The organism is Sorangium sp. So ce367, assembly GCF_051520455.1.
In the GTDB taxonomy this organism is placed as follows: Bacteria; Myxococcota_A; Polyangia; order Polyangiales; family Polyangiaceae; genus Sorangium; species Sorangium cellulosum_B.
The window spans coordinates 8,587,479-8,614,046 of record NZ_CP150334.1 but is presented as its reverse complement, the minus strand read 5'-3'; the positions used below and the strand labels follow the sequence as shown (position 1 = coordinate 8,614,046).

At 72.7% G+C, this 26,568-nt stretch carries 18 protein-coding genes; 6 read left to right on the top strand and 12 right to left on the bottom strand.

What is annotated here, in order from left to right:
- Positions 1-34: 34 nt before the first annotated feature.
- Positions 35-1,591 carry a serine/threonine protein kinase gene (locus WME97_RS32575; protein WP_437543216.1) on the bottom strand — a complete coding sequence of 519 codons (1,557 nt, stop codon included), beginning with the start codon at positions 1,589-1,591 and terminating at the stop codon, positions 35-37.
- A 371-nt stretch (positions 1,592-1,962) separates the two neighbouring features.
- Positions 1,963-4,014, bottom strand: coding sequence for a hypothetical protein (locus WME97_RS32570; protein WP_437543213.1), 2,052 nt, complete (start codon positions 4,012-4,014; stop codon positions 1,963-1,965).
- 218 nt (positions 4,015-4,232) lie between these two features.
- On the opposite strand from WME97_RS32570, the gene gndA reads away from it, so the two are divergent.
- A complete protein-coding gene (gene gndA, locus WME97_RS32565; protein ID WP_437543211.1) occupies positions 4,233-5,765 on the top strand; it encodes an NADP-dependent phosphogluconate dehydrogenase in 1,533 nt (510 codons plus the stop codon).
- Positions 5,766-5,791: 26 nt separating this feature from the next.
- Here gndA and WME97_RS32560 read toward each other — a convergent pair whose 3' ends face one another.
- The 3 genes from WME97_RS32560 to WME97_RS32550 all read right to left on the bottom strand — a co-directional run bounded on the left by WME97_RS32560 (position 5,792) and on the right by WME97_RS32550 (position 9,132).
- A complete protein-coding gene (locus tag WME97_RS32560; protein WP_437543209.1) occupies positions 5,792-6,280 on the bottom strand; it encodes a hypothetical protein in 489 nt (162 codons plus the stop codon).
- Between the two features lie 376 nt (positions 6,281-6,656).
- Entirely contained in the window at positions 6,657-7,799 is a 1,143-nt protein-coding gene (locus tag WME97_RS32555; protein ID WP_437543207.1) for a hypothetical protein, read from the bottom strand.
- A 136-nt stretch (positions 7,800-7,935) separates the two neighbouring features.
- Positions 7,936-9,132, bottom strand: coding sequence for a hypothetical protein (locus WME97_RS32550; RefSeq protein ID WP_437543206.1), 1,197 nt, complete (start codon positions 9,130-9,132; stop codon positions 7,936-7,938).
- Between the two features lie 127 nt (positions 9,133-9,259).
- Between WME97_RS32550 and WME97_RS32545 the strand changes: the two genes are divergently transcribed.
- A complete protein-coding gene (locus tag WME97_RS32545; RefSeq protein ID WP_437543204.1) occupies positions 9,260-9,922 on the top strand; it encodes a hypothetical protein in 663 nt (220 codons plus the stop codon).
- Between the two features lie 231 nt (positions 9,923-10,153).
- Here WME97_RS32545 and WME97_RS32540 read toward each other — a convergent pair whose 3' ends face one another.
- Both WME97_RS32540 and WME97_RS32535 read right to left on the bottom strand, forming a co-directional pair.
- Complete coding sequence (locus WME97_RS32540) at positions 10,154-10,768, bottom strand: hypothetical protein (RefSeq protein ID WP_437543201.1); 615 nt, start codon at positions 10,766-10,768, stop codon at positions 10,154-10,156.
- A gap of 107 nt (positions 10,769-10,875) precedes the next feature.
- Positions 10,876-13,377 carry a M1 family aminopeptidase gene (locus WME97_RS32535; RefSeq protein WP_437543199.1) on the bottom strand — a complete coding sequence of 834 codons (2,502 nt, stop codon included), beginning with the start codon at positions 13,375-13,377 and terminating at the stop codon, positions 10,876-10,878.
- Between the two features lie 125 nt (positions 13,378-13,502).
- Here WME97_RS32535 and WME97_RS32530 point away from each other — a divergent pair, with 125 nt between their 5' ends.
- From WME97_RS32530 to WME97_RS32520, 3 genes are all read left to right on the top strand, one after another.
- Positions 13,503-13,703, top strand: a complete 201-nt coding sequence (locus tag WME97_RS32530) for a hypothetical protein (RefSeq protein ID WP_437543197.1) — start codon at positions 13,503-13,505, stop codon at positions 13,701-13,703.
- A gap of 194 nt (positions 13,704-13,897) precedes the next feature.
- Positions 13,898-15,160, top strand: coding sequence for a hypothetical protein (locus WME97_RS32525; RefSeq protein ID WP_437543194.1), 1,263 nt, complete (start codon positions 13,898-13,900; stop codon positions 15,158-15,160).
- Between the two features lie 20 nt (positions 15,161-15,180).
- Positions 15,181-16,647, top strand: a complete 1,467-nt coding sequence (locus WME97_RS32520) for an OmpA family protein (RefSeq protein ID WP_437543192.1) — start codon at positions 15,181-15,183, stop codon at positions 16,645-16,647.
- A gap of 109 nt (positions 16,648-16,756) precedes the next feature.
- Here the strand turns inward: WME97_RS32520 and WME97_RS32515 are convergent, their stop codons facing one another.
- From WME97_RS32515 to WME97_RS32495, 5 genes are all read right to left on the bottom strand, one after another.
- Entirely contained in the window at positions 16,757-17,797 is a 1,041-nt protein-coding gene (locus WME97_RS32515) for a hypothetical protein (protein ID WP_437543190.1), read from the bottom strand.
- Positions 17,775-19,289 carry a protein kinase domain-containing protein gene (locus WME97_RS32510; RefSeq protein WP_437543188.1) on the bottom strand — a complete coding sequence of 505 codons (1,515 nt, stop codon included), beginning with the start codon at positions 19,287-19,289 and terminating at the stop codon, positions 17,775-17,777. The genes WME97_RS32515 and WME97_RS32510 overlap by 23 nt, the downstream gene beginning before the upstream one ends.
- Before the next feature lie 183 nt (positions 19,290-19,472).
- Positions 19,473-20,510, bottom strand: a complete 1,038-nt coding sequence (locus WME97_RS32505; RefSeq protein ID WP_437543185.1) for a TOMM precursor leader peptide-binding protein — start codon at positions 20,508-20,510, stop codon at positions 19,473-19,475.
- A gap of 31 nt (positions 20,511-20,541) precedes the next feature.
- Complete coding sequence (locus WME97_RS32500; RefSeq protein ID WP_437543183.1) at positions 20,542-21,315, bottom strand: SagB/ThcOx family dehydrogenase; 774 nt, start codon at positions 21,313-21,315, stop codon at positions 20,542-20,544.
- An 11-nt stretch (positions 21,316-21,326) separates the two neighbouring features.
- On the bottom strand, positions 21,327-23,474 hold the full coding sequence (locus WME97_RS32495; protein ID WP_437543180.1) for a TOMM precursor leader peptide-binding protein: 2,148 nt from the start codon (positions 23,472-23,474) through the stop codon (positions 21,327-21,329).
- A 1,186-nt stretch (positions 23,475-24,660) separates the two neighbouring features.
- On the opposite strand from WME97_RS32495, the gene WME97_RS32490 reads away from it, so the two are divergent.
- Positions 24,661-26,538, top strand: coding sequence for an amidohydrolase family protein (locus WME97_RS32490; RefSeq protein WP_437543178.1), 1,878 nt, complete (start codon positions 24,661-24,663; stop codon positions 26,536-26,538).
- Positions 26,539-26,568 lie beyond the last annotated feature (30 nt).

The following is a 26,568-nucleotide window of genomic DNA, read 5'->3' as shown; positions in this document are numbered from 1 at the left end:
CCAGGCAAAAAATCAGCGCGTTGTGGGGCCGCGCTCAGTCTGCCCCGTAGAGCGACTCCCGGGGCTTCGCCGCGTTCGCTGAGGGGGAGGCGGTCGGCGCGATCTTGCGCCAGGCGCCGGGCGGCGGCGCCGGGGTGCGCGGCGCCGGGGTGCGCGCCGCTGGCGAGGCCTTTGAGTTCGCCAGCACTTCGGGAGCGATGGCCAGGCCGCCGTCCGCGGGCGGCGCGGCGGCGGAGCTCGCTGGCGCCGCGAGATCGGTCGACCTGGGCGTGCCGGCCGCCTCGGGCGTGCCGGCCGCCTCGGGCGTGCCGGCCGCCTCGGGCGTGCCGGCCGCCTCAGGCGTCGTGCCGGCCGCCTCGCGGCGGGCGGCGCCCGGGGCGGCCTCGGGCGGCGTGGAGGGGGGCGCGACGGCCGCAGCCTGCGTCGCCTGTGCGTGCTCGGTGGCGCCGGGGGCCGGGGACCGGCCCTTGCTGAACGCGGCGAAGGCGATGGCGCTGCCGCCGACCAGGGCGATGGCCGCGACGGCGAGCGCGGATCGGCTTCGCGGCGCCGCCGCCGCGCCGGTTCCGGTGCCGACCCTGGTCTCCACGCCCGTGGACGACTGGGCGGCCACCGGCATCGACGACGCGGGCCCCTGGTTCAGCTGGCTCATCCGCGGGATCGGCGTCTCCAGCCCGACGAGGCGCGACGATCTGATCGTCATGGGGGCGATGTCGAAGACCTCGGCGAGCGCCTCCACCGCGGACGAAGCGGTCGGGAAGCGCGCCTCGGGCTCGCGCGCCGTCGCCTTCGCGAACCACGCGTCGAAGCCGGGGGGCAGCTTCACCCCCTCCGTCTCCGCGCGCGCGGACGCGGGCTCCTGCGGGCCGTGCATCGCGATCACCGCGAACGCGAGCGAGTTGCTGTACTCGCGCATGTCGTTCAGCCAGTAGGCCTTGCCGACGAGGGTCGTGTACGCGATCATGCCGAGCGCGAAGAGGTCGACCGCCCGCGTGATCGTCTCGCCGCTGAACTGCTCGGGCGCCATGTAGAGCGGCGTCCCGAGGGCGGCGGTGTTCGCCCCTTCGACCGCCGTCTCGGCGACCAGCTTGGCGATGCCGAAGTCGAGCACCTTGATCCGGATCTCGTCGTCGTCGTCGCTCGCCGCGAGGAAGAGGTTCGCGGGCTTCAGATCGCGGTGGACCACGCCGGCCGCGTGCGTTTTGTCCAGGGCGTGCGCGGTCTGGCGCAGGTAGGCGATGGCGTTCTCCGGCGGCAGGCGCCCGCCGCGGCGGATGCGCTTGCTGAGCTCCTCGCCGCGGAGCAGCTCCATCACGAGGAACGGCATGCCGGTGTCCAGGTCGATCCCGGCGTCGAACACCTCGACGATGTGCTCGGTCGCTATGCGCGCGGCGATGCGCGCCTCGAGCTTGAACCGCGCGTGGAACTCGGGGTTCTCGGCGAGGTGCGGGTGCATGACCTTGAGCGCCCGCCGCCGATCCGTCTCGACGTGGACGACCTCGTAGACCGCCCCCATCGCACCCGTCGCGATGCTGCGCACGACGCGGTACCTACCAGCGAACAGCATCCCCTCGTTGAAGTTCAGCGACATAGTCTCACCCGCGTCGAACGAGGTTACACCACCTGGTCGGACGGCCGCACTCGTTAACTTGCAGACCTTACAAACTTGCAGGCCGTAAGACTCCCCACATGGAACTCCCGATGTAGGGCGCGTTCGTTACATCTGCGCGCACCAGGCAACAGGTAAGCGCCCTGCGCTGATTGGCGCCGCTCGCGCGGAGCGCCGACGGTCGTCGCTCGTGGTCGCTCGTGGTCGCTCGTCGCCGCGAGAAGATCCCGTGATTCCGTGGCTTACGGGGCTCTTCAGCGGTGATGTGGCGCCCGTCCGTTCTGATCGTTTTTCACGACAGACACATCGACATCGTCAGATGCACCGGCGGAGCGTGGGCGCCGCCTGTCCCGTCAGAGCACGAGCACCGCCAGCAGCCGGGGCCCGTGGAACACGTCGAACCCGCCGATATCGAGCTTGCGACCGATCGTGTAGATCGTCTCGTCTCCGCGTCTGGTCGCGCGGATACTCGATAGGATACCCTGGCCGATCGCCTCCACGTTGTAGGACAGCTCGGTGAGCAGGCGGAGCCGGCTGAGGTACGAAGTCAAGCGGAGCCGGAGCCCCACCGACACGTTGCCGGAGAGCGCGATCATCGTCGCCTCGTCGACCTCGCGCGGGGCGCCGGGGACCGCGGGATCCGCGGAGAAGGCGTAGCGCACCGGGCCGGCGCCGCCGTAGAGGCCGAGATCGCCGAACGGCGCGAGCCGCGGCCACTCGCCGTTGCCCATCCGCACGCTGAAGCCGCCCTGGTAGAACCGCGACGTCACGCTCTGGGCGGGGCTTTGCCGCTCGAAGACGTAGACGTCGCCCTCGCCCGGGTCCCGCTCGCGGAGCGCATAGAAGATGCGCGGGAGCTTGTAGTCGATGTACCTGAAGCCAGCGAGCAGCTCCTCGAGGTAGAGGTCGTCCGCGGCCTCCGGGAAGAGCTTCGTCAGGTCGAAGCCGACGTCGATCTGGCGGAGCAAGAGCTGGAAGGGCGCGCTGGCGACGGCGCCGGCGTCGCGGTCGGTCGCCGGATCGACGGCGAGCTCGGTCACGTTCCCGGCGGTGAACCGCGCGATCTTGAGGCTCGTGCTCACGCCGGCGAGGTCGGCGCCGATGTCGAAGACGTCGCTCGCGAAGCCGTTCAGGCCGAGGAGCCTGCCGAGCGAGCCGTCGTACTGGATGTCGCCGCCCGACGAGAACAGCCGGTCGGTCTTGAAGCCGGCGTTGAGCCGCGCGGCGTCGCGCGCGTGGTCGAAGTCGTACGTGAGCAGCGCCCGGCCGCCGACCATGAACACCGGATCGACGTCGTAGGCGAGCCGCCGCGTCCTGCCCCGGTAATCGTTGACGCCGCCGGAGGAGCCCGCGCTCGCGAGCTGGTGGAAGAACAGGAGCTCGACGTCGCCCTTCAGCTTCAGGTGGACGGCGTCGAGGCTGATCGCCCGGCCCTGCTCGAGAAAGCCCTCCTGGGCCTCGAAGCCCGCCGTGTCCTCGAGCGGCGTCCGCGCCGGCGCGGAGAGCGCCTCGGCGCAGGCGGAGAGCGCCGCGCGCTGCTCCTCGAGCACCCTGGAGATCGCCTCCGCGCGCGCCACGGCGGCCCTGTAGCCGGGCTCGTCCCGCGCCACCCGCCGGGCCTGCTTCACGACGTACGGCGCCACGGCGAGCGCCTCGATGTGCATTCGCAGGACGAACGACAGCGCCTGGAGGGCGTCGCGCGCGATCGTCCGGGCGGGCTCCTGCCCCGCGCTCGCCGCGCGGAGCGCGGCGGCGGCGAGAGCGACGTCCCGGTGCGCTCCGGCGATCGCCCGCCGCCGCGCGGCGGCCCTCGCCTTCGCGGCGGCGATCTCGGGCGTGTCGGGGGCGCCGAGGGGCCTCCCGGCCGAGAGCCGCTCGACGCTCCGCTCCTCGGCGGCGAGCGCCCGCGCGTGCTCGGCGAGCGCCTGCCACGCGGCCGGCAGGCGGCTCGCGGCGCTCGCCTCGCCCGACGGCGCCGCGAGCGCCGCGAGCGCGTCGAAGAGGCGCGCGAACGCGGGCGGCGCGCCGCGCTCACCGCGCGCCGCCGCGCGGGCGAGCGCCTCGTCGAGCTTCGCGCGGTAGAGCTTGGCGAGCGGGACCTCGTGCTCTCCGTCGTAGGGGGGCGTCTCCTCGAGGCGCGCGCGGAGCCGCTCCGCCTCGACGTCGTCGAGGCGGAGCGCCGCGATCCACGCGTCTCCCGGGGAGTACGGGGTGCTCGAGAGGACCTCGTCGGCGAGCCAGGCCGCTCGCTCCAGATCCGCGGCGCGATCGTCGATGATGGCGCGGCGGGCGTCCTCGTTCGCGAAGGCGCGGGCGGCGCGGACGTTGTACGTGGTCGGCCCGCAGGCCGAGGCTGCTGCGGAGGCGAGGAGCAGGAGGCCTGCGAGCGCCGGGCCCGGTCGCATCGGCGAGAGTCTACCACGGCGTGCGAGCGCACTGGACGCCGCGCCGCCGGCCTGCTCAGAATGCGCGCCCGTGGCTCCCAGCCGACCCAGCGAGATCGACGGCGCGCGGGCCTGCGGCCTGCGATTCGCGGCTCGCGGCTTGCTGACCCGCCGTCCTGGCCGCGCAGCACAGCGGTCGCTGGCGGCGAAAGAGCCACGTGTGAAGGAGAAGAACCGGGATGAATGATGCCACATCCAGCTGCGACATCGGCATGATCGGGCTGGCCGTCATGGGCGAGAACGTCGCGCTCAACATGGCCGACCACGGGTTCAAGGTCGCCGTGTACAACCGCACGGTGCAGGTCGCGAAGGACTTCGTCGCGAGGAACCCGAGCACGCCCGGCGGCCTGGTCTGCTGCGAGACGCTGAAGGACTTCGTCCGCGCGCTGAAGAAGCCGCGCAAGGCGGTGATCCTGGTCAAGGCCGGTCCGCCGGTGGACATGGTGGTCAAGCAGCTCATCGAGGCGGGCGTCGAGCCGGACGATATCGTCGTCGATCTGGGCAACTCGCTCTGGACCGACACGATCCGCCGGGAGCAGGAGTACGCGAAGCAGTGCAAGTTCTTCGGCTCGGGCGTCTCCGGCGGCGAGGTGGGGGCGCGCTTCGGCCCCTCGCTGATGCCCGGCGGCGATCCCGCGTCCTGGCAGCACCTGGAGCCGATCTGGCGCGCGATCGCCGCCAAGGTCGATCCGGCGACCGGCAAGCCGATCGAGGGCGCGTCCCCCGGCAAGCCGGTGGAGGGCGGGGTCCCTTGCACGGCGTACATCGGGCCGAACGGCGCGGGCCATTACGTGAAGATGGTCCACAACGGCATCGAGTACATCGACATGCAGCTCATCTGCGAGGCGTACACGCTCCTCGACGGGCTGCTCGGGATGTCGAAGGACGAGATGTCCCGGGTCTTCTCCGAGTGGAACAGCGGAGATCTCGACTCGTACCTCATCCAGATCACCGCCGATATCCTCCAGCAGAAGGACCCTGTCCAGAAGGACAAGCCGTTCGTCGATTTCGTCCTCGACACGGCGGGGCAGAAGGGTACGGGCAAGTGGACGAGCAGCAACGCGCTCGACATGGGCATCCCTGCCAACGCGATTGCGGAGGCGGTGTTCGCCCGTTGCCTCTCTGCGCTGAAGGACGAGCGCGTCGAGGCCTCGAAGCAGCTCTCTGGCCCGACCCCGACCCCGGTCGCGGACCGGCAGGGGACGATCACGGCGATCCGCGACGCGCTGTATTGCTCGAAGATCTGCGCCTATGCGCAGGGCTTCCAGCTCATGGCGGCGGCGCAGGCGGAGTACAAGTGGACGCTTGATTTCGGCACGATCGCGAGCATCTGGCGCGGCGGCTGCATCATCCGCGCCCGCTTCCTCCAGAAGATCACGGAGGCGTACACGCGCAATCCTGGCCTGACGAACCTGCTGCTCGATCCGTACTTCAACGATCAGATCAAGCAGGGGCAGTCGAACTGGCGCAAGGTGGTGTCGATCGCAGCGCAGAACGGCGTCTGGGCGCCTGCGTTCATGTCGGCCCTGTCGTATTACGACGGGTACCGCGCGGCCCACCTGCCTGCGAACCTCTTGCAGGCGCAGCGAGACTACTTCGGGGCGCACACCTACGAGCGCACGGATCAGCCGCGCGGCAAGTTCTTCCACCTCGACTGGCCGCACCCCTCCCGTCCTCAGCTGGACATCAAGGGCACCGGCGGCGGGCACTGACGCCCGGCGGCCGCCGAGGCCTCGTCTCAGGTGAGGCTGATCCGCGGCCGCAGGTTCTGCTCGCGCAGGAACGGCTCGATGTCGTCCACGATGTCGAGCTGCACCCCCGCCAGGCTCATCGCCGCCCCGATCGTCTGGATCCCCATGCGCCCGAGCTTGTTCATCTCCGGGGGCGGGCGGACGACGATGTGCTCGATCTTGTCGCGCACGTTGAGCCCCCACTGGGTCAGGATCACGCGCGCCTCGCTCTCGTACCGCACCATGAGCGCCATGTCGTAGATGAAGAACGCCCGCTCCCCCGGGCGCATGACGCCCACGAGCTTCTGGTACGCGTCGACCGAGATGAACCGCGCGGCCTCACCGGTCGCCACCGTCTCCCGCAAGAGCTGGACGACCATGCCCGCCGGCTGCGTGATCCACACGCCGACGCTCCCGGTGTCGTCGAGCAGGTGAGGCTGCCTGCGGAACGCGAGTCTGCGGTTCGACGGGAGCATCTCTCTAAAGACAATAGCCATTCCGGCCACCGGGGCCCGCCCGCGACGACCGGAAGCGCTCCACCCGCCCGACCGGTCCGGTCGAGCCGAAGCGCGCTGTTGTTTCACACATCAACGGACGAGCTCCTCCCATGGGGTCGACGCTGCGTCATGGTGGTCGCAAAAAACGGATTCGGCCAGAAATGTGTGATCCTGCCGCCTCGGACCGCCGACGGGGACACCCCACAGCCAGGCGGACGCGGGCGTGGCCGCGCTCGACCGGTCCCGCGAAGGCAGGCGATGGCGAAGATCCCCGGGCATCCCTGTGCTCCCCCCTGGCCGAGCAGCTCGCGCGCCCAAAGGCCCGGCGCCTCCCCCGCGGCGCAGCGAGCGGCGAGGGGAAGCGGCGCGCGGCCGTTCAGGCGAACAGCGCGGCGCAGGCCGACCCGATGAGGTTGACATGCTCGAGCCGGGCGATCCGGGGCTCGACGCGAGAGCCGACGAGGGCGCGCAGCGTCTCCTGCACCCGCGGCGCATAGCGGGGATCGCCCCAGAAGAGGCTGCCCTCCGCCAGGATGCCGACCCCAGGAGGGCTGTCGAGCACGTCGGTGACGGCCGCGAGCCCCGCCGCCACGAGGTCGGCCGAGCGTTGGAGCAGGTCGCCAGCCACCTGCCGCTCCTCGTCGGCGCCCTCGTCGCGGAGCCGCACGAGATCCGCGGAGCTCGCCAGCGGGGCGTGGCCCGGGCACAGCCGCCCGAAGAGCCGGGGCAGGTAGGCGCCCGACACCGCCTTCTCGAACCGCTGCGCGCCGGGGTTCTCCGAGGTCGCGTCGAGCTCCGCGTCGAACGGCTGGAGGTGCGGAGGGTTGAAGTTTCCGTTTTCGAGGTTGACCGCCATCGGCGCGACGAAGTGACCCGTCTTGAGCTTCGGGATCCGGCCGGCGGGGAGGAACGTGGCCATGTTGGTCCCCGTCCCCACGATGAGCCCGATGAACGCCGCGGGCTGCGCCCCGCCGTGCGCGAAGGCACCCCCGAGCAGGCTCGCCACCGTGTCGTTCAGCACCCGGACCGGACCGGGCCGGAGCCTCCGCGCGCCGAGCGCCCGGCCGAGCCGCTCGCCCACGCTGGTGCCCTCGACCCCGGCGACCTGGACGCCCTTGGTCCAGCGGAGCAGCCGCGCGTCGAGCGACGGCAGCGTCTCCGACGGATACGAGAAGCAGTACCCTACTGGCAAGCCGTGCACGGCGCCCAGGCGCTCGACCAGCTCCGCCTGCACGTCGAAGAAGGCGTCGCCCGTGATCTCCGGCCCGCCCGGGAACTTCGCAGGCACGGGCCCGGCGACGATGCGCGACTCGCCGCCCGGCAAGAGCTCCACGATGGCGGCGCGCAGGTTCGTGCCGCCCGCGTCGACCACCACGGCGCGGCCCATCATCCCTCCCGGCGGCGGCGCGAGATAGGCAGGGAGCGCGGCGATCTCGGTGCCGGGCGTGGAGAGGCCGAAGACGATGCGCGCCGCGAGCGTGCGGCGGATGTCCTGGAGCTCGGTGAGCGAGAGCTTCATCGGCGGAATGCTTACCCTCAGGCCCCTGAGAAGGAAATAACTTTGCAAGTGGCGCAAGTGAGGCTGAGCGTGCTTGGCGTCGGCCTCGCCCGGACGGCAAGGGGCCAGCGCCTCGCTGCCGCGATTGCGCTGTGCGTCACCTGGAGGAGGTCGCTGGAGAGCGGTTGTCGTCCACACCGAAGACGACGGGATAGACCACCGTCGCAACGCTCTTGCGGTCTGCGGCGGAGGGGAATCGGAGGCCGCGGAAGACCTCGAGCACGCAGCCGACGACCTTGGCGTCGCGGAGCGGGGGAGCGGGCGACGACGGCGGCGTCGCGCCGGGCGAGGGCAGCGCAATGAGGAGCGGCGCGTCCTCGGGCGGGCGGTCGGCGTCACCCGCGTAGGTGACCTTCCCTTCGCCATCGACGACGAGGTGTACGGGCAGGCGCCCTTGGAGCTTGGGGTTCTGGCGAAGGCCCTTTTCAAAGCAAGCGCGCATCTCGCCGAAGCGCTCCTGGACGACGCTCCGCACGACGTGAGGCGGGATATGGGCTTTGCCCTTCATCGGGTCATAGGGGTTGCTCTTGCAACGGGCGGCAATGCCCCTCACGGCCTTGGCGTCCTGGTCGAGCTCCCGCTCCAGGCCGGCGCGGGCGACACCGGCCTTCTTGCGGTCGTGAGCGCCGAGCGACGCCTGGAGCTTGCGGGCCGCGGCGCCGGTCCGGGCGAAGCTCTCCCGGAGGTCCTTGGCGCCCTGGGCGAGCTCCGGATCGGAGGCCTGGACCGCGGCCGCGCGGGCCCAGAGGTCGAGCCGATCCGCGATCCTCCCGAGCACGTCGGGCGGCGTGTTCAGGTCGGATTGCCGGAGCACCTCGATCATCCTCGAGGCTTTCTGGACCTCCGGGCCGAGCGCCTTGCAGTCGGCCTCGATCGAGCGCGCGGCGCCGCCTTTCCCGGGGAGGGAGATGGGGGTGGGGCGGGAGATGGGGGTGGGGCGGGAGATCGGGGCGCGCTCCTTCACGGGCGAGCGGGCGGGCGGGCTGTTGTTCCCGGCGGAGCGGACAGGCGTGCTCGCCTTGTCGGACAGCGGGATCGGGGCGCGCGGCTTGGGGGCCTCGGGCGCGGTGTCGCGGGCGCGCGTGCTCCTGGGCGGGCGCAGGGCGGCGCGCTCCTTCTCCTCGGGCGAGCGCAGGGCGGCGCGCGCCTCGCGGGTCGAGCCCTCCGGGACGGCGCGCGGGGCGGCGACCCCGGCGTGCGTGGGGTCGGCGTCGGCGGCCGGCTCTCTCCGCGGCGCAGCTCCGCAGCCCAGCAGGGCATGAACTCCGACGAGGACGAGCCACGCGCTTCGCATTCGTTCCTCCGAGGTGCGTCCGACGTACGAGCCGCCGTTTTGATACAGTACACCGGTCCGAACATCGCCAGCAGGCGAAACGGCGGGGCCTCCCAGGAGGTGGGACAGGCAGCGCAGGGAGTGTGACGTGAACAAGCGCGAGAAGAACGGTCGCGGGGGCGGGAAGGACGATCACGGCAAGGGCGGGGGCGAGCTCGCGGAAGCGGCGCATGCGCTCGAGCGCGAGCTCGTCCGCTTCGAGGAGCTCGCGGAGTCGGCGCGGCGGCTTTCCCTCGACACCCGCAAGGGGATCGAGCGCGCGGCGAAGTCGACGACCGAGGCGGCCGAGGCGCAGCAGCGCGTGAGCATGGCGCTCGGGTCGCTCATCGCGGCGATCGCGGCGGCGCGGGATCGCCACGAGGCGACCGCCACGGCGCTCGCGGCGCGCGGCGAGGAGATCAAGCGGCGGGCGGAGCAGCTCGGGGAGCTGTTCCAGCGCTTCGCGGCGCTCGGGGAGGAGGGGCGGAGCATCAACCAGCTGGTGCAGGAGACCGCGGCGCGCCAGCGGGATGCGACGACGCCGGAGCAGATCCATGAGGTGGTGGCGGCGATGGACGAGGTGGAAGGGAGAATGGGGCGCCTCGCCGACGAGGCGCGCACCCTCGCCCAGGCGGCGACGACCGCGGGGATCGTCGACCTCGCGGAGCAGGCGGACGGCATGCGGCAACAGGTGACCGCGATGCGGAACAAGGTGGGGCTCCTGCGAAAGGGGATGCTGTCGCGGCTGGGAGGGGGGCCCCAGCCAAACTAGGGGGCGTAGGCGTTCACCACGCTTCGCGCCGCGTTCTCCTACCTCCGAACGTTTACGTGGTCGTGGTCGTGGTCGTTTACGTGGTCGTGGTCGTTTACGTGGTCGTGGTCGTGGTCGTTCACGACCTATCGTTGACGACCACGACCACGACCACGACCACGACCACGTAAACGTTCACGTTCACGTTCACGTTCACGTTCACGTTCACGTAAACGTGAACGTTGGTGACGGCTACGCGGACGGCGAGCGGCAGAGCGTGAAGTAATGGTCGAGTGAGCGCTCGCCCTTGAACGCCGCGCCGATGGACACGTCCTTCGAGACCCGGCGCATGAAATCACGGGTTCCGTTGTAGACGAAGAACTGGAGTCCTTTGCTGTTGGGGACGACCCGGGGCCAGCCGTCAGGTACGGGGCCGTCAGGGACCTGGAAGTAGTCGATCACGATGGCGCCACGCTCCTGCCACGCAGGATTGCCGGCCGTCGGGACCGCCACGAAGAAGCCCGGGCCAACCCAGGGACGCGTGAGCCCCTCGTTGTAACCGAAGAGCCGAGCGCTGCCGTCCTCGGGCAAGGCAAAACGCTTCTCGAAGAAGCGGAATGTTGGCGGGAGAGGAAGGCTGTTCCTGCCCTCGTGATGAACCGCCACGCGGGGCGGGGTGCCGTCCGGGACGAAGAAGTCGAGCGTGATCGGGAGAGCGTGGCTCGCGGCGGCATAGAGCGCCCGCTGATCCGCGCGCGTCGTGGTCGACAGGGCGCTGCGGCGCTCCTCGTGCGTCAGGCCATCGAGGTGCTCGGCGATGCGAGCTATCGGGGCGTTCTGGCGAAGAAGTTGGACGAGCTCCGACATGGGCAGCGGAGCATAGCAGCGTTCGGCTGCGGCGCAGAGGGCCGGCCTCGCCCTGGAGCGAGGCCGGCGGCGGGAGATGCGAGATGGGATGTCGCAGCGAGCGAGCGTCAGAGGCAATTGACGGGAGAGCGCAGCAGCTCGGCCGTGGTGTCCGTCACGTCGGCGCCCTCGATCCCCGCGGCGAAGCGGCGGAAAGCCTGCTCGTCACCCCTCGTCAGCGCGAACGCCGCGCAGACGGCGGCGGGGTGGGCCGAGCGGGCCGCAGGCGAGCGGAGCACCCGGGCGAGGCCGTCCAGCGCTCCCTGGTTGCCGGCCGCCGTGGGCGCGGCGGAGGCCACCACGGCGCGGAGATCCGCGGCGAGGACATCGGAGACATCGGTCGCGCCGAGCACGCCGGCGAAGAAGGCGCGAAAGACCGAGAGGACAGCCGGGTCGAGCCCGTCAACGTACGTCGCGAGGTGCCGGATCGCGAGCACACGCGCGCGCACCGAGCTCGCCATCTGCGCGACCCTGCCCCACGTGCGGAGCGCCGCCTCGGGCGGCAGCTTGAACTTGGACAGGTACTGGAGCCGCACGTCGGAGACGCCGCCCGAGGCGAGCCCGGTCTCGAGCGCGGACCAGTCCTCGGCGAACAGCGCTTCGGGGGACACGACGGCGCCGCACGACGCGTAGCTTCCCACGTAGTCGAGGCCGTAGCTGTGAGGCGCTCCAGCGAAGAGGCCGGTGAGCACGCTCGACCACGCGCCGCGGGCGTCGGCGTCGAGGCCCGGCGCGCACGCGACGTCGCACGCCGCGGCGAGCGATACCGCCCGGGCCGCCTCGCCGTCGAGGCCCTCGACGAACGCCTCGAACTCCTCGGGCGCGAGCCCCTCGGGCAGGCCGTCCTGGAGCGCGGCGAGCTGGTGCGCGCCGCCCACGTCGAGGAAGCGCGAGACGCCCTCGGGGTCCGCGGGGACGCGGCGCGGAGCGAGCGTCGCGGCGTAGGCCTCGAGATCGCGATCGGTGGTCAGGAAGGCCCACTCGGGGTGGCGGTCCTGGGGATCGACGACGAGGAGCTCGCCCGGGCGCGCGGGCGCGACCTCGACGCGCTCGCCGGGCGTGAGCGTCTGCACGCGGGTCGGGCCGTCGCCGGCCACCCACGCGAGCTCCAGGGGCGCGACGAGCGCGCCCTCCGGGTCGTGCACCGTCACGAACGCCCCGCCGGAGGGCGCGGGGTCGACCGTGAGCCACGGGAGCGCCTTGGCGACGACCGCGCGCCGCGCGCGCGCAGCCGCCTCCGGGCCGAGCGCCGGCGCGAAGGCGTCGAGGAACGCGTCCGTGCCGATGGTCCCGAACCGGCGCTCCTCGAGCACCCCGCGGAGCGCCGACCAGAACGCCTCCTCGCCGGCGAGGCTGCGGATCTGGGTGAGCAGCCAGGCGGCGCGGCCGTAGGGGCCGCTCGTGTACTTCTCGCCCGGCGCGAGCGACGGATCGCGGACGGCGTCGCCGTCCCGGGGGCCGAGCTCGTCGCCGTTCAGCGTCCCCGCGCCGCTCTCGTCCGTGTAGACCCGGACGCCCTCCTGCTCGAGCAGCGTCGCCATGCCCTCCTTGATCCAGAGGTCGTCCCAGCTCTCCACCGTCACGAGGTCGCCGAACCACTGGTGCGAGAGCTCGTGCGTCGTGAGCAGGAGATCCGAGGCGAGCGCCGGCTGCGTGCTCCGCTCCTCGCGCTGGAAGCTGATGCTCGCGTGCTCGATCCCGCCCACCGAGAAGTCCGGCAGGAGCACGAGCGCGTACTTCTCGAAGGGGTACGGCACGAGCAACTCCTCGAAGCGGCCGATGGCGCGCGCGAGCTCGTCCACCATCCTGCCGTGATCGCCCGGCAGCCCGCGGCGATGCCAGACCGCGATGGGGAGATCGCCCTTCGTCCCGCGCTCGACCTCGAAGTCGCCGATCGCGAACGCCATGAGGTAGGGCGGCAGCGAGTAGGCGGTCTCGTACCGGACGAGGTGGCCCGACGCCCCGAGATCCTCGTCGCCGACGAGATCGCCGTTGGCGATCAGCGCCTCGCCGCCGTCGACGCGCATGGCGATCGAGAAGATGGCCCGGTCCGAGGGCGCGTTGTGGCACGGCATCCACCGCGACGCGCCGAGCGGCTCCGACACCGTGTAGACGGCGCGCACGGCGACCGGATCGCCCATGCGCGCCGGCACCGCGCGGAGGGCGTCGCCGGAGAGCGCCTCGTAGTCGATCTCGAGCGTGATCGGCGCGCCGCTCATCGCCTCGGGCTCGCTCGAGAGGTCGATCGCGAGCGCCTGGCGCTCGCGATCGAGCGCGTGCGGGAGCGCCCCGCCGCCCTTCCGCCGGACCTCCTTCACCTCGGCGACGGCGCTGTCGAGGACCACCGCCCTCGGGCCGTCTCCGGTGAGCGACAGCGTGAGGCCCAGCGTCGCCACGAGGCGGCTCCGCTCCCAGTCGAACTCGCCCCGGAGGTCGTAACGCTCGACGTCGAACGCGCTCCCCTCGAGCGGCGCCGGGCCCTCGTCCGAGCACGCGGCGGCGAGCGACCCAAGCAGCAGGCAAGCCACGCGGAGCGCTCCGGGGCGGTGTTTCTGGAGTGTGCAGTGCATCGCGGTTCCTTCGATCGGAAGAGGGATTCATCTCGCGAGGCCAGGCGCCAGCGCTCGGACCCCCCGAGCCCACGGCGGCGCAGCGACGCGTAACTGACCGCGGGACAGTTACAGAAGCCGGGCGCGTGGCCAAGCCATGTGATCGCGCCGGAGGCCACGGCGAGCCGCTCGGTGATGAAAAGAAGGGGCGCTCGGTCGCCCGCGTCACGGTCGCTCGACGCTCCGGGGCGCCGCGCGTGGAGGCCGCGCCTCCGGCGCGCGCGATCGCCCTCTACCGCGCTCGCCGCGCTCCGCTCATGCGCGCGGGGAGGGAGAAGGAGCGATGATCAGCTGCCCAGTCGGCAAGGCGGGTGAGCGCATCGACATCGCATCGACGGTGAGCGCCTCTCCCGCTCCCCGCTCGCGCGCGAACGGAGGTGTGGATGCATGGTATTGCAGGCGCGCACCCTTGCGCACTCTGGGCGCGAATCGCCTTTCATTTGTAAGGGTTGCGGCGACCTGTGCGAGGATGCTCCCCGCCATGGCACAACACAAAGATGGGTGCGCGCGGGGGCGCTCGTGGGTCGCGCCGCTGGCTGTCGGCGCGGCGCTCGGCGTCGCGCTCGTTCCGAGGAGCTCGTCCGCTCAGACGTGGACGGGCGGGCGGACGACGCCGCTGCTCGACGAGATCGTCGCGATCGACAGGACCGGGGAGCCGCGGTGGCCCTACGGCGACGAGGACGTCGCGGGCGACGGCGAGACCTTCGACACGCCGGAGCGATCGATCGACTTCCGCTCCGCGTACGCGGTCGCCGCCGATGGGCGGTTCTGGGTGCGCGGGTATGTGTCGGAGACGGCCGCGATCAGCGGGGAGACGACGCTCTTCGTGTTCATCGACACCGACAGGAACCGGCAGACCGGCGGCACCGCCGCGACGGCGGGGATCGACGACCGGTTCACGAACGACGAGTCGCCGGGCGGCTACGAGGTCGTGCTCGGCGTGAAGGGCGACGGCACGCTCGTGAGGGTCTGGTCCTTCGCTGGGGCGTCGGGGCGGTACGAGCCTGTCGACGTGACGGGCGCGCAGGTCGCGACCGAGGCAGGGACGGACCTCGACCCCCTGCTGATCAACGACCCGACGCGGGGGTACGCGCAGGCATCCATCGCGCTCGACCTCGTGGGCGTCGGCGTGGCGTGCGAGGCGAACCTGTACTTCCGGTCGGTGAACGACGCGGCGGCGCTCGGGCCGGGCGATCTCGACATCGGCCTCTCCGCGCCGTGCGTGGCCGGCGATGCGGACGGCGACCGCGTGCCCGACGTGATCGTCCCGCCCTCCGGCTGCACGCGCGACGCGGACTGCGCCGGCAGGGGCATCTGCGTGGACGGCGACTGCATCCTGCCGGTGTCGTGCGTCGACGATGTCGACTGCGACGCGGACGAGGACTGCTCCGCGGACAACCGGTGCGTCCCCACGCCCGGGGACACCTGCACGTCGAACGCCCAGTGCGGCGACCTCGTGTGTGTCAGCGGGCAGTGCGGCCCGTGCTCGCCAAGCGCGTCCGAGTGCGGCGCGGACCTGCGCTGCGCGCCGACCGGGCGCTGCGTCGACGGCGGGGCGTCGAGCGGCGCGGGCGGCCCGGGCGGACCAGATCTCCTGCCGGGGGATGCGGTCCAGGGCGGCGCCTGCGCCTGCGCGGCGGGGCCCGCGCCGTACGGAGGGGGAGCCCTGTCGCTGCTCGCCGCCGGCGGGCTCGCGCTCCGGTTGCGGAGGCGCCCGCGCCGCGGACCCGGAGCCGGCCGATGAAGCCGATGAAGAGGAGAACCATGCGCGCACCGATCCTCGCCGCCATCACCTGCGCTGCCTGCGCGGTCCTCGCCGCCGCGACGCCCGCGTCGGCGCAGAGCACGGACATCGACGTCGAGCGCTTCAAGCCGGCCGTCACCCACGACGCCTTCGTCGTCACGGAGGGCTCCGGCGTCCGCGAGCCCGGCGATCCATGGGCGTTCGGGCTGTTCCTGAACTACGCCCGCAACCCGCTGATCGTCGCGACGGGCGACGGCGAGGTGCGCAGCCAGATCGTGAGCGGCCGCCTGGGCGCCGATCTCATGGCGTCGGTCACGATCGCCGAGCCGTTCGCGCTCGGCCTCGACATCCCGTTCTTCCTCGCGCAGTCGGGCGAGGGCTCTCCGTCGTTCGCGGGCCTCGGCGACATCCGGCTCGTGCCGAAGCTGCGCCTGCTCGACGACCGCGACTCCATCGGCCTCGGCCTCGTGGCCGAGCTGCGCGTCCCGACGCACACAGGAGATTTCGCGGGCGGCGCGCGCAACGTCGTGTTCTGGCCGCGCATCGTGCTCGATCACCGGTTCGCGCCCGGCCTCAGGTTCGGCGTCAACGCGGGCGTCGCGATCCGCGAGGGGACGACGTACGAGAACGTCGAGGCGGCGAGCGAGCTGACGTACGCCGCGGCGCTCGGCTACCGCTTCGGCGGCATCGACGGGAAGGTCGAGATCGGCGCCGAGGCGAACGGTGGCATCGGCATCGCCGCGGACAACCTCGACGAGGAGGAGACGCCGCTCGAGGCGCTCGGCTACGTGAAGATCAACCCGAGCGAGGAGTGGGAGATCACAGCGGGCCCGGGGATCGGCGCGCTGGCCGGCTACGGCGTGCCGATCTTCCGCGTGTTCGCGGGCGTGAAGTACACGCCGACCTCGCACGACAGGGACCACGACGGCGTCGACGACGAGCGCGACCAGTGCCCCGACGTCCCGGAGGATCGCGACGCCGACTACGACAGCGACGGCTGCCCCGAGGAGGACGCCGACGACGATCACGACGGCGTGCCGAACGCGGACGACGAGTGCCCGGACGAGAAGGAGACGATCAACGGCGTCGAGGACGACGACGGCTGCCCCGACAAGGGCGAGCCGCGGGTCGCCTACGAGGAGGGGGAGTTTGTGATCCGGGACACCATCCGCTTCCGGACCGGCTCGGCCGAGCTCGAGCCGGACTCGTACAGGACCCTGGATCAGGTGGCGCTCGTCATGAAGGCGAACCCCGAGATCGAGCGGCTGCGGGTGGAGGGGCACACCGACGAGACCGGCACGCCCGAGCTGAACCAGGAGCTGAGCGAGCAGCGCGCCGAGGCGGTCCGGAAGTACCTGATCCAGAAGGGCGTCAGCCCGGGCCGGCTCACGGCCGAGGGCTTCGGGTCGGACAAGCCGGTGGCCGAGGGAGACGACCCGGCGAGCCTGGCGAAGAACCGCCGCGTGGAGTTCGTGATCGACGAGTGAGGCGCGCTCGCCCGGGAGCGGCGCGTCGCGCCCTCCCGGGCACCGCGGCCGGCCCGCAGCGGGGCCGGCCGCCGCGGCGGCGCGCCGTGGCGCCGGGCGCTGCCGGGCGTCAGAAGCGGCCGTGGATCGCCAGCCCGCCGCCGGTCGTGCCGACGGCAGGCGCGACAACGATCCGCGCCGCCGCGGGCTCCGTGTCGCCGAGCGACGTCACGAACAGCGCGACGCCGGCCGCGAGCCCGACCCCGCCGACGATGAAGCCGGCGGTGGACAGCTTCGCGGCGCTCTTGGCGTCCTCGACAAGCGCCACGCCGCGGGCGTCGCAGAGCGTCTCGGTCCGGCAGTGATCGTCCTGCGCCTCGTTCCAGCGCGAGCTGGCGAGGAGCCCGAAGATCGAGCCGGTCACGACGCCGGCGACGCCGACGCCGCCTGCCACGAAGGCGAGGGTGCGCCGGGTGTCCGCGCCGCCGTCCCCGTCGCCGCCCGCGGTCGGCCGGAGCGGCGCGGCGAGCGGCCCGGGCTGCCCGCCCGGCGGCAGGGTCGCCGCGGTCGCCGCGGGGTCGTCCTCGAGCGGCGGGACCTCCACGGTGACGACCTGGCCGGGGCCGGCGGTCTGCGCCTCGACCGAGAACGGCCTCTTGCCGGGCGCGGTCGCCTCGACGCGGTGCTTGCCCGGATCGACCGGGAGCGGCGCGCCCCACGCGCCGGCGTCGAGGACCGCGCCGTTGCGCCTCACGACGAGGCCGTCCGCCGGCGTGGTCACCGTGATCGCGAGGCGCTCGAGCTTCTTCTCCAGATCGGCCGCGCGGCGGGTCGCCTTCGCCTCGCGGTCCGCCTGGCCGGACCGGCTCGCCATGTCCGCCGCCTCGCGGAACGCCGCCCAGGCGCTCGCGCTGCGGCCGAGCCGCTCGAGGCAGTCCGCCAGGTTCCACTGGGTGCCGTAGCCCGGGTCCAGCCGCTGGCTCGCCGCGAACTTGGGGCACGCCTCGGCGAGCTTGCCCTGCGCGACGAGGTCGCGCCCCTCGCGGAAGAGCGCCTCGGCCGCGGCCGCCTGGTCCGCCGACGGCTCCGCGCGGGCGACACCCGCGGAGAGCGACAGGAGCGCGGCGACACACCACGCGACGCGGCGGCTATTTCCTCGATGTCTCGTCATCGTCATTCCTCGGGGGCCTCTGGGGCGGCCTGGGCGCGGACGGCCTCGGCGCGAGCGGTCGAGCGACGCCGCTCGCCGGCGCCGACGCGGCGGCGCGGGCGGTCGTCGCAGCGGAGGGCAGCGCCGCGGGCATCGATGAGGCCGCGGCCGGCGGGTCCGCGGGCGTGTCGGCGCGCGGCGGCTCGGCGCTGGCGGACGCCGTCGGCCTGGCCTCGACGCTGGCGGACGGAGGCGGCTCGGCCTCGGCGCGCGCAGGCGGCGCCGGCTCGGCCGAGGGCGCGGGCGCGGCCGGCGGCGCGCTGCGCACCGCCAGGTAGACGCCCGCCCCGCCCGCGAGCGCGGCGGCCAGCACGCCGCCGGCGATCAGGGCGACGGGCGGGCGCGACGCCGGACGCTCGGGGCGGTTCGACAGCCGCACGCTCGTGGCGGGCGCCGTGGCCGACAGCGCAAACGGTCCGGATTGCCCGCCCGACGGGCGCCCCGCGGCCTCGAAGGGCGCGGCCGACCCGCGCGGCGGGGTCAGCGCAGCGCCGAACGGCGCGCTCGAGGCGTGCGGGGAGGCCGAGATGGCGCCGAACGACGCGCGCGACGCGCGCGTGACGGGGTCGAGCGGCACGAGCATCGCCTCGACGATCGCCTCGCCGCCCGGCAGGAACGCGCGCAGCGCCGCCGCGAGCTCGCCCGCGCTCGCGGTGCGGCCCGCCGGATCGATCACGAGCGCCCGGTGCACAACGCGGGCGACCTCCGGCGGCACCCAGGGCGCGATCTCCTGGATCCAGCGCACCGGGGTCGTACAGATGGCCAGGACGAGCTCTCCGAGGCCGGTCAGGTGCTCGTTGGGCCGATGGCCCGAGAGGGCGTGGTACAGGCTGACGCCGAGCGACCAGACGTCCGAGCGCGCGTCGATGGCGCCGCTGCCGCGCGCCTGCTCGGGCGACATGTAGAGGGGAGAGCCGAGGAGCGCGCCGCTCTTCGTCATCCCGCCGTTGCCGAGGCTGTTGTCCGTCACCTTGGCGACGCCGAAGTCGAGCACCTTGATCACGCGCTGGCCGCCCTGCTTCTTCGCGAGGAACAGGTTGGCCGGCTTGATGTCGCGGTGGACGATGCCGGCCTCGTGCGCGCGCTCGAGCCCCAGGCACGCCTGCAGCCCGATGCGGAGCGCGAGATCGACCGGGAGCGGGCCGAGCCGCTCGATGAGGGCCTGCACGTCCTCGCCCTCGAGGAACTCCATCGCGATGTACGGCGCGCCGGTCTCGCGGTCGCGCCCGGTGTCGAACACCTGCGCGATGTGCTCCGACTCGACCGCGCCGACCGCGCGCGCCTCGCGCTGGAAGCGGCGGACGAGCTCGTCGTCCGCGGCCTGGCCGAGGATGACCTTCACCGCGACGCGGCGGCCGGTGCCCGCGTGCCGGGCCTCGTAGACGGCGCCCATCCCGCCCTGGCCGAGCAGCCGGAGCATCGTGTAGCGGTCGTCGAGGGTTCGACCGATCATCGCGCGAGGCCCGGGCCATGAGCGCGCGGCGTCGAAAGCGCGCGCGAGGCGTCCGTCCGGTCGAGGACCGCCCGGCGGTCCGGCTGCCGGGAGGCGCCGGCGGCGGGCGCGCCGGCGATGCGGGAGGCGGCTGGAAGGGGAGGCCTCTTCACGGCCGCAGGCTAGAGCACCTCCAGCCCTGCGTCATCCCTCGCCGCACACCTTGCACCAGGGCAACCTCACGAGCGTGTGGTGCGATGTCTCGAGCGTAGCGAGGTCCTGGATCAGGAACCTGCCCCCGAGCCTCGAGGGCGTGTACGCCGAGAGCACCTTGAGGGCCTCCATCGCAACGAGGTGGCCGAGCAGCTGGCCCATCGTGCCGGCGTGCGGCGCGGGCTCGGCCAGCGAGCGCGCCGCGGGCGAGGGGCTCAGCGCCTCGGTCGTCGCGCAGATCCGGCACGCCGTCTTCCCCGGGAAGACGAGCGGGCCCAGGACGGCCGTCGTCCCCGCGAGGTGCGAGAAGAGCGAGGCGATCCCTGCGCGATGGCCGAACCGCGCGACGCGCTCCAGGAGCTCCGCGTCGTCGCCGCGCACCGCCGCGACGAGGAGGTGAGGGCGCCCCTTCGGCGAGAGGAGGTCGTCCCCCTCCAGCGCTGCGGAGGAGCTCTCGTCCACCCGGCAGAGCGGCGCGTGCTCGCGGATCAGCGCGGCCACGGCGCCGCGGCGGGGCGCGCCGAGCGCCGCCTCCCCCCGCGCGCGGACGACCGCGACGTCGCGGGTGCCGACGGCGCCGCCGTCGATCAGGCGGAGCGCGGAGACGCCCGCCCCCGCGAGCGCCAGGGCGGCCGAGGCCCCCCAGGGCTCGAGGCCCACCACGAGCACGCGCGCGTTCGCGATCCGCTGCGCCGCCTGCTCCGGGGCCGACGACCACTTGCGGAGGAACGCGCGCTGCCCGTGCAGGCGCTCGCCGTCGCCGGACGGCGCCCCTGCGGGCACCGGCTCGACCAGCCCGCGCGCCTCGAGCAGGTCGAGGAACGCCGTCACGCTCTGCCGCGAGTAGTCCGCGAGCGCCTCGACGAGCGCCTCCCGGTCGCGCGACCCGTCGAGCAGCGGCACCATCCGCTCGACGAACGCGCTCACGTCCAGGCCGGTGAGCTGGAAGGTGCCGAGATCGGAGCGGAGGATGACGCCCACGTCGGTGGGCGTGATGCTGGCCGAGCGGCTGAGTCGAATGCTGGGCATGGTGCTCTCCGACGCTTCTGGTTCAGGCACGCTAAGGCCCGCTCCGGCCCCCGGCCGGCGCGGGCTGACCGACGCAGACGATGTACAGGGTGTCTTCCTCCGCCGGGAGCGCCAGGAAGGCCTTGAGCTCCTCATCGTAAAAACCGCCGATCGCCACCGGGCCGAGGCCCATGGCCGTCGCGACGAGATAGAGGTTCTGGCCCAGGTGCCCTGCGTCCAGCCACAGGAATCGATATCCGCGCTGGCCGTATTTCCACATCGTGCGGAACGGCACCGCCGTGATGATGACCACGACATTGGTGTTCAGGATCATGTCCTGACCCGCCGTGAGATCCACGAGCGCGGCGTGCGCGCGGCCTTCCCGGCGGAGCTCGAGCTCGTGCGCGCGGGGGTCGTAGTGGTACAGGCCGTCCGGGACCCCATCGACGGCCTGCGTCGCGACATAGATCTCGAGCGGATACCGGCCGCCGGCCGAGGGCGCCGGGCGATCGCAGGTCCACGCCCCTTCGACGTTTCGCGTGCCACGGACGCCGTAGCTCGCGTGGAGGAGCCGCCCGAGCGCCTCGATGGACATCGGCCTGAGGGCGAATTCGCGCTGCGACCGCCGCTGCTCCATCACCGCGCCGAGCGGGGCGTCGATCGCGAAATCGCGCCCGGGCAGCGGCGTGCGCGCCGAGCCGGCGTAGGTGCGGAAGTTGAGCGGCTGGAGATCCCCGTCGAACGGCGGCTCCAGCGGTCGCGACCTCACGTGGGAGGACTGGAGATGATAGAGCCGCGCAATGTCCGCCTCTTTGCTCCTTGCCATGGTGTCCTCTCTCAGGCCATCGGGTGAGGGTCAGGGTTGATGCCGTGGGGGGTCATCGAACGGAGACGCGGATTACCGAGCTGAGCGAGCTGGTGGCCGAAATGGATCTGCTGGAAAGCGGGTCCGAGCGCCCGGACGACACGGAACGGGGTCACCGCGAGGTCGGGCGACGTCACGTCCACGATCGCGATGCGCAGCCCCGCGGCCTGCACACGCCGGGTGAGCTCGGACAGCGAGACCTCCTCGGGCTCCTCGAGCTCGGCGGCGGTCACCATGCTTCCCCGGCGGAGGAAGGCGAAGGCCGCGGCGCGGCTCGGGGGGAGGTAGTAGACCGCGTGATCCTCGAGCGTGAGCACGTCCTCCGGCCGCTCGGGGATGGAGACGTGTTCGCCCGTCATCAGGCGGAAGGCGTAATTGCCTATCTGGCCCTGCTCGAGGATGGCTTTCCGGATCGCGGTGAGGGGGCTCAGGTGGGCGGAGATCGAGACCACCGCGCCGGGCCACCGCTTGCCGTCGCCGTAACCGACGCACATCACCACGGGGACCGAGACGCCCGCGTCGAGCAGGTACAGCTCGATCCTCGCGCCGCGCTCCTCGAGCTGCCTCGCTATCTCGTGCAGCTCGGGGTCGAGCGAGTCGTCGGGCAAGATCCGCCGCCCGGGCCGGCGAGCGAGCCACGAGATCATGAACGCGTCGCGCTCGATGAGCTCGAGCGCGGCCCCCATCGACGCGCCCTCGAGCGTCGCGCCCGCGGCGAGCCCGTTCGAGGTCACCTGGCAGAAGTGGGCGTGGTGTCCTGAGCAGTAGCCGTAGTAGGTCGGGAGCGCCGGAACGTAGACGGGCGCGCCGGTGTCCATCCAGCGCCCGAGGGCCCAGTCGATGGGCGCGGCCGGATCGACCCGCGCGTAGGGGAATCCGGGCTTTGCATACTGCTCCTCGCTGTAGAGACAGAGCTGCTCCGGCGCGATGAAGTCGCCCTTCATTCCGGCGACCGAGGAGCGAAGGAGCTGCTTTCGGTCGACGAGCTCGGCGGAGTAGCGCTCGACCGCCTCGCCGGTCGCTCCGATCAGGGCCTCGACGGCCGTGACGCCCTTCCCGATGCCGGCCTGCGGCTCGCGCGAGCGGCGGGCGTGCGGCGAGCCGTCGGTGTACTCGCCGAGGAGCGCCGTGGCCGTGACGCACGCCTCAGGGGCGAGCGCCGGGCTCGCCGCGTCCAGCATGAGGCGGTGGACGATGCCCGCCCGCGCGTCGACGACGCCGGCGAGCATCCGCCGGAGCGCCGCGGGGTCGGGTGCGTCGCGCAGGTGTGCGCTCGAGCCCCGACGCGCGCTTCCGGTGCGGAGGGCCTCGGCGGCGCCGCCGCAGACCGCGCACCAGGGCATCTGCAGGACGGCGTGGAGCGACGCCTCCGGGTCGACGAGGCCCTGGACCATGAACCGTCCCGCGAGCCGCGACGCGGCTCGGTTCACCAGCAGATCGACGGCCGCGAGCGCGACGGCGTGGCCCAGGAACGCCGGCATCGGGGCGAGGTAGGTGCGCCCGCGGCGCTCCGGGCGCGCGGCGAGGAGCGACGCGTGGAGCGCGTGATCCGCCTCTGGCTGATTGCTGAGAGCGAGCCTCCGCAGGCGGCAGCAGTCCCAGCACGCGGTCTCGCCCGGCACGACGGCCGGTCCGATCACCGCCTCGAGCCCCTCGAGGTGCGCGCTGAGCGACAGGACGGACGCCGCGTGAGCGAAGCGGGCGACGCCCTGAAGGACGAGGAGATCATCGCCGGAGACGCAGGCGAGGATCAGGTCCCAGCCGGTGTCCTCCTGGACGATCGGGCGCTCCGCGGCGGCGAGCAGCGTCCCGGGCGTGACCGCGCAGCCGGGGGCGAGCCGCGACAGCGCCGTGGAGAGCGCGCGCGCTCGATCCTCTCCGAGATCCGCCTCGGCGAAGGGGCCGAGATCGTCGGCCGTGACCTCCCTGTCGTCGAGGACGTGGAGCGCGCCGACGCCCAGACAAGCGAGCTCGGTGGCCGCGATGACGCCCCACGGTTCGAGCCCGACGATGAGGACGCGTGATCGCGCGAGCTTCTCGCGCGCCTCGGCCGGCGCAGGCGGGGCGGTCCCCTGGAGCGCGGGAGCTGTGGTCGCTGAGCTGGGCAGTTGAGTGGCCACGCGAGATCTCCAGGAAAGCGCAGCGCGGCGGCGCTCCGGCGAGCGGCCGTCCTGCACCTTCGGTAAAGAGGTCCAATCCCGGTGCTCGGGGAGCTGTGCCCCGGCAAGCGAAGGAGAGAAGAGACTCGAGATCTCACCAGGCCGCGCGCCGTCGCGCGATCGTGGTGAGCCGGGGGAGACGGGAAGGTGCCTTTCAGACCGCGCGCCGTCGCGCGATCGTGGTGAGCCGGGGGAGACGGGAAGGTGCCTTTTCGAACTCTCGCGCTCCTCGTCTCCCTCCAGGGCTCTATCGCTCGGCCTCGCCGGCCTCAGGGCTAGCTACAGTGGCCGCAACGACAACCGCCGCAACGACAGCCGCCGCAACGACAACCGCCGCAACCGCCGCAACGACAACCGCCGCAACGACAACCGCCGCAACGACAGCCGCCGCAACCGCCGCAGCCGCCGCAGCCGCCGCAACCGCCGCAGTTGTAGTTGGCTGGAGTCGCTGTTGCCATGTCGTCCAGCCTGGTCGACAAATCGTCGATGGCGTTGCGCAGCTCCTTTACAGTCACGTCCAGATCTTTCGGAGAATTGTTTTCGATCTTCGGATCACTCATCGCAGAGCCTCCCACAAGTAGGTGAGGCACGCAAAGGGTCTTCGTCAATACGGTGGTTCGTCTCCGCGCGACGGAAGCTCGGTTGGACTCCCTATCATTCCAGGGCGCCCCGATCCGTGGATAGTGCGAGAGATGCCGCCGCCAAAGGAGGGCGCCTGCGGGCTCCTTTCTCGCGCTCGCCCCACACCGGTGGCTCTTCCGGGTAACCCGGATCGCCGCCGGAGCAGCAGAGAAGGCCGGAACAACATCGAGCGTGACTCCCTGCGTTCCCTCCGTGTGCCCGGGCGGCTGGACTTCCGGGATAAGCCCATCTGTCAAGCTCGCCTGCGATCTGGAGCCGTCCTCCGCTCGGGCCGGAGATGCCCAGGGGCCGTCGGGGACAAAGCGCCTCGCTCGAGCCGCCCGCCTCGATACGAACAATCCTGGATAACGCGGCACGCTGCGGGCGCGCGTGCACCGCGCCGTGCGCGCCGCTTCATTCGATTGCTTTTGTGCGCTGTGTCCGGTACGCGGTCTGCCGCTTCTCGGGTGCTCCTGGCGCCCATCGATAACGGAGTGTCATGCGTCGTACTTCGCTCGGACTGGCGATGGGTCGTCTCGCTTTGTGGTTCGTCGCTGCGTCAACGTGGCTCGTGGGCTGCGGCGTCGCGGAGAGCCCCTCGACGCCCAGCGCGGCCGAGGTGGGGTGTGCGGGCTGCACCGTGCTGAAGGGAGGCATGGTGTTCGACGGCACGCGCGCCGCCAGGGCAACGGTGGTGATCGAGGGCGACAGGGTGAAGCAGGTCGTCTTCGGCGACGCCGAGCCCCGCGTCGAGGCCGGGGGCGGCGAGGTCGTGGACGTCGCTGGCAAGACGGTCCTCCCCGGGCTCATCGATCTCCACGTCCACTCGCTGAGCGTCGCCGGGCCCTATGCTTATTATGACGGCGACCTCCACCTCGAGGACCACACGAAGGCGATGCTCCGGGCGGGCGTGACCTCGTACCTCGACCTCGGCTCATCCCAGCACGTCATCTTCGAGCAGCGATCGCGCATCGACGCCGGCGACCTCCTCGCGCCGCAGCTCTTCGCCGCCGGGCCCCTGCTCACGCCGACCGGAGGGCACCCCTGCTATCAAGGCAGCCCGCCCGGCGACTACTGCGTCTTCATCGACTCGCCCGCCGACGTCGACAAGGCCTTCGAGGCGCTCCTCCCGAGGGCCCCCGATTTCATCAAGATCGTGCTCGAGGGGGGCGGATCGCTGCCGCTGCCGCGCCTGACGCGCCCGTCCGTGGCGGCGATCCAGGAGGCCGCCGCGGCCGCGGGCGTCCGGGTGATCGCCCACGCGACGGCGGCGTCGGACATCGAGGCCGCGCTCGACGGCGGCGTGACGCTCTTCGCGCACGTCCCGGACGAGGACCGGATCTCAGCAGACCTCGCGCGGAGGATGGCCGCCGCCGGGGCCGTCGTCGTCCCCACGCTCGCGGTGGCGGACGGCCTGTACCGCACGGCCCACGGGGCGCTGACCGAGCTCGACGACCCCGCCCTCGTCGATGACGTGCCGGCCGGCGTGATCGCGGCCCTGCGTGACCCCTCGTTGCTCGCGGAGCTCAGGACGGCGCGTTTCCTGGAGCTCGTGAAGCGGCGGCGCGACCATGCGATCGCGAACCTCGTCACCTGCTACCAGGCCGGGGTCACGATCGCCGCCGGCACCGACGCCGGCAACCCGGGCGTCTTTCACGGGCTGAGCCTGCGCCGCGAGGTCGCGCTCCTCGTCGAGGCCGGGATGCCGCCCCTCGAGGCGCTCGCCGCCGCCACGCGCCGCGCCGCGGACGTGCTCGGGCGGCCCGATCTCGGGCGCCTCGAGCGAGGGGCGCTCGCGGACGTGCTCGTGGTCGACGGCGATCCGCTCGCCGACGTCCGCGCGCTCGAGCGCGTGTCGCGCGTCTACAAGTCGGGCGTCCTCCTCGATCGCGAGGCGCTCGCGTTGCCGCGCAAGACGGGCCTCGCGCGGGAGCCCAGGGCGGGCGCCGGCCCCGGCGAGACGTGCCTCGCCGCGTCGGAGTGCGCGCCCGCGCAGTCGTGCAACCCGGCCCAGGTCTGCGCCGCGACCTGCAGAGCCGCCTCGGACTGCGCGCCGGGGAGCGCGTGTTTCCTCGATGGCGGCTCGTTCACGAGGGGGGCCTGCATCGACGGCGACGGCTGCGATCTCTTCGCGCAGGACTGCGACAACGGCGCTGCCTGCGTGTTCTGGGGCAACGGCTCGACGTCATGCTGGAACGCGGGCGCGGGCTCGGACGGGCAGCCGTGCGACGCGTCGTTCGCGTGCGCGCCCGGCAGCATCTGCGACCCCTCGAACACCTGCAGAGCGCTCTGCGATCCGCGCGGCGAGCGCGCCGCGCCGTGCCCGAGCGGCGAGCGGTGCGCGGATCACAGCGCGCTCGCGGGGCTCCCCGTGGGGACCTGCGAGCCGGCCGGGCGCCGCTGAGCGCGCGACGAGGCCGGGCGCGCGATGGGG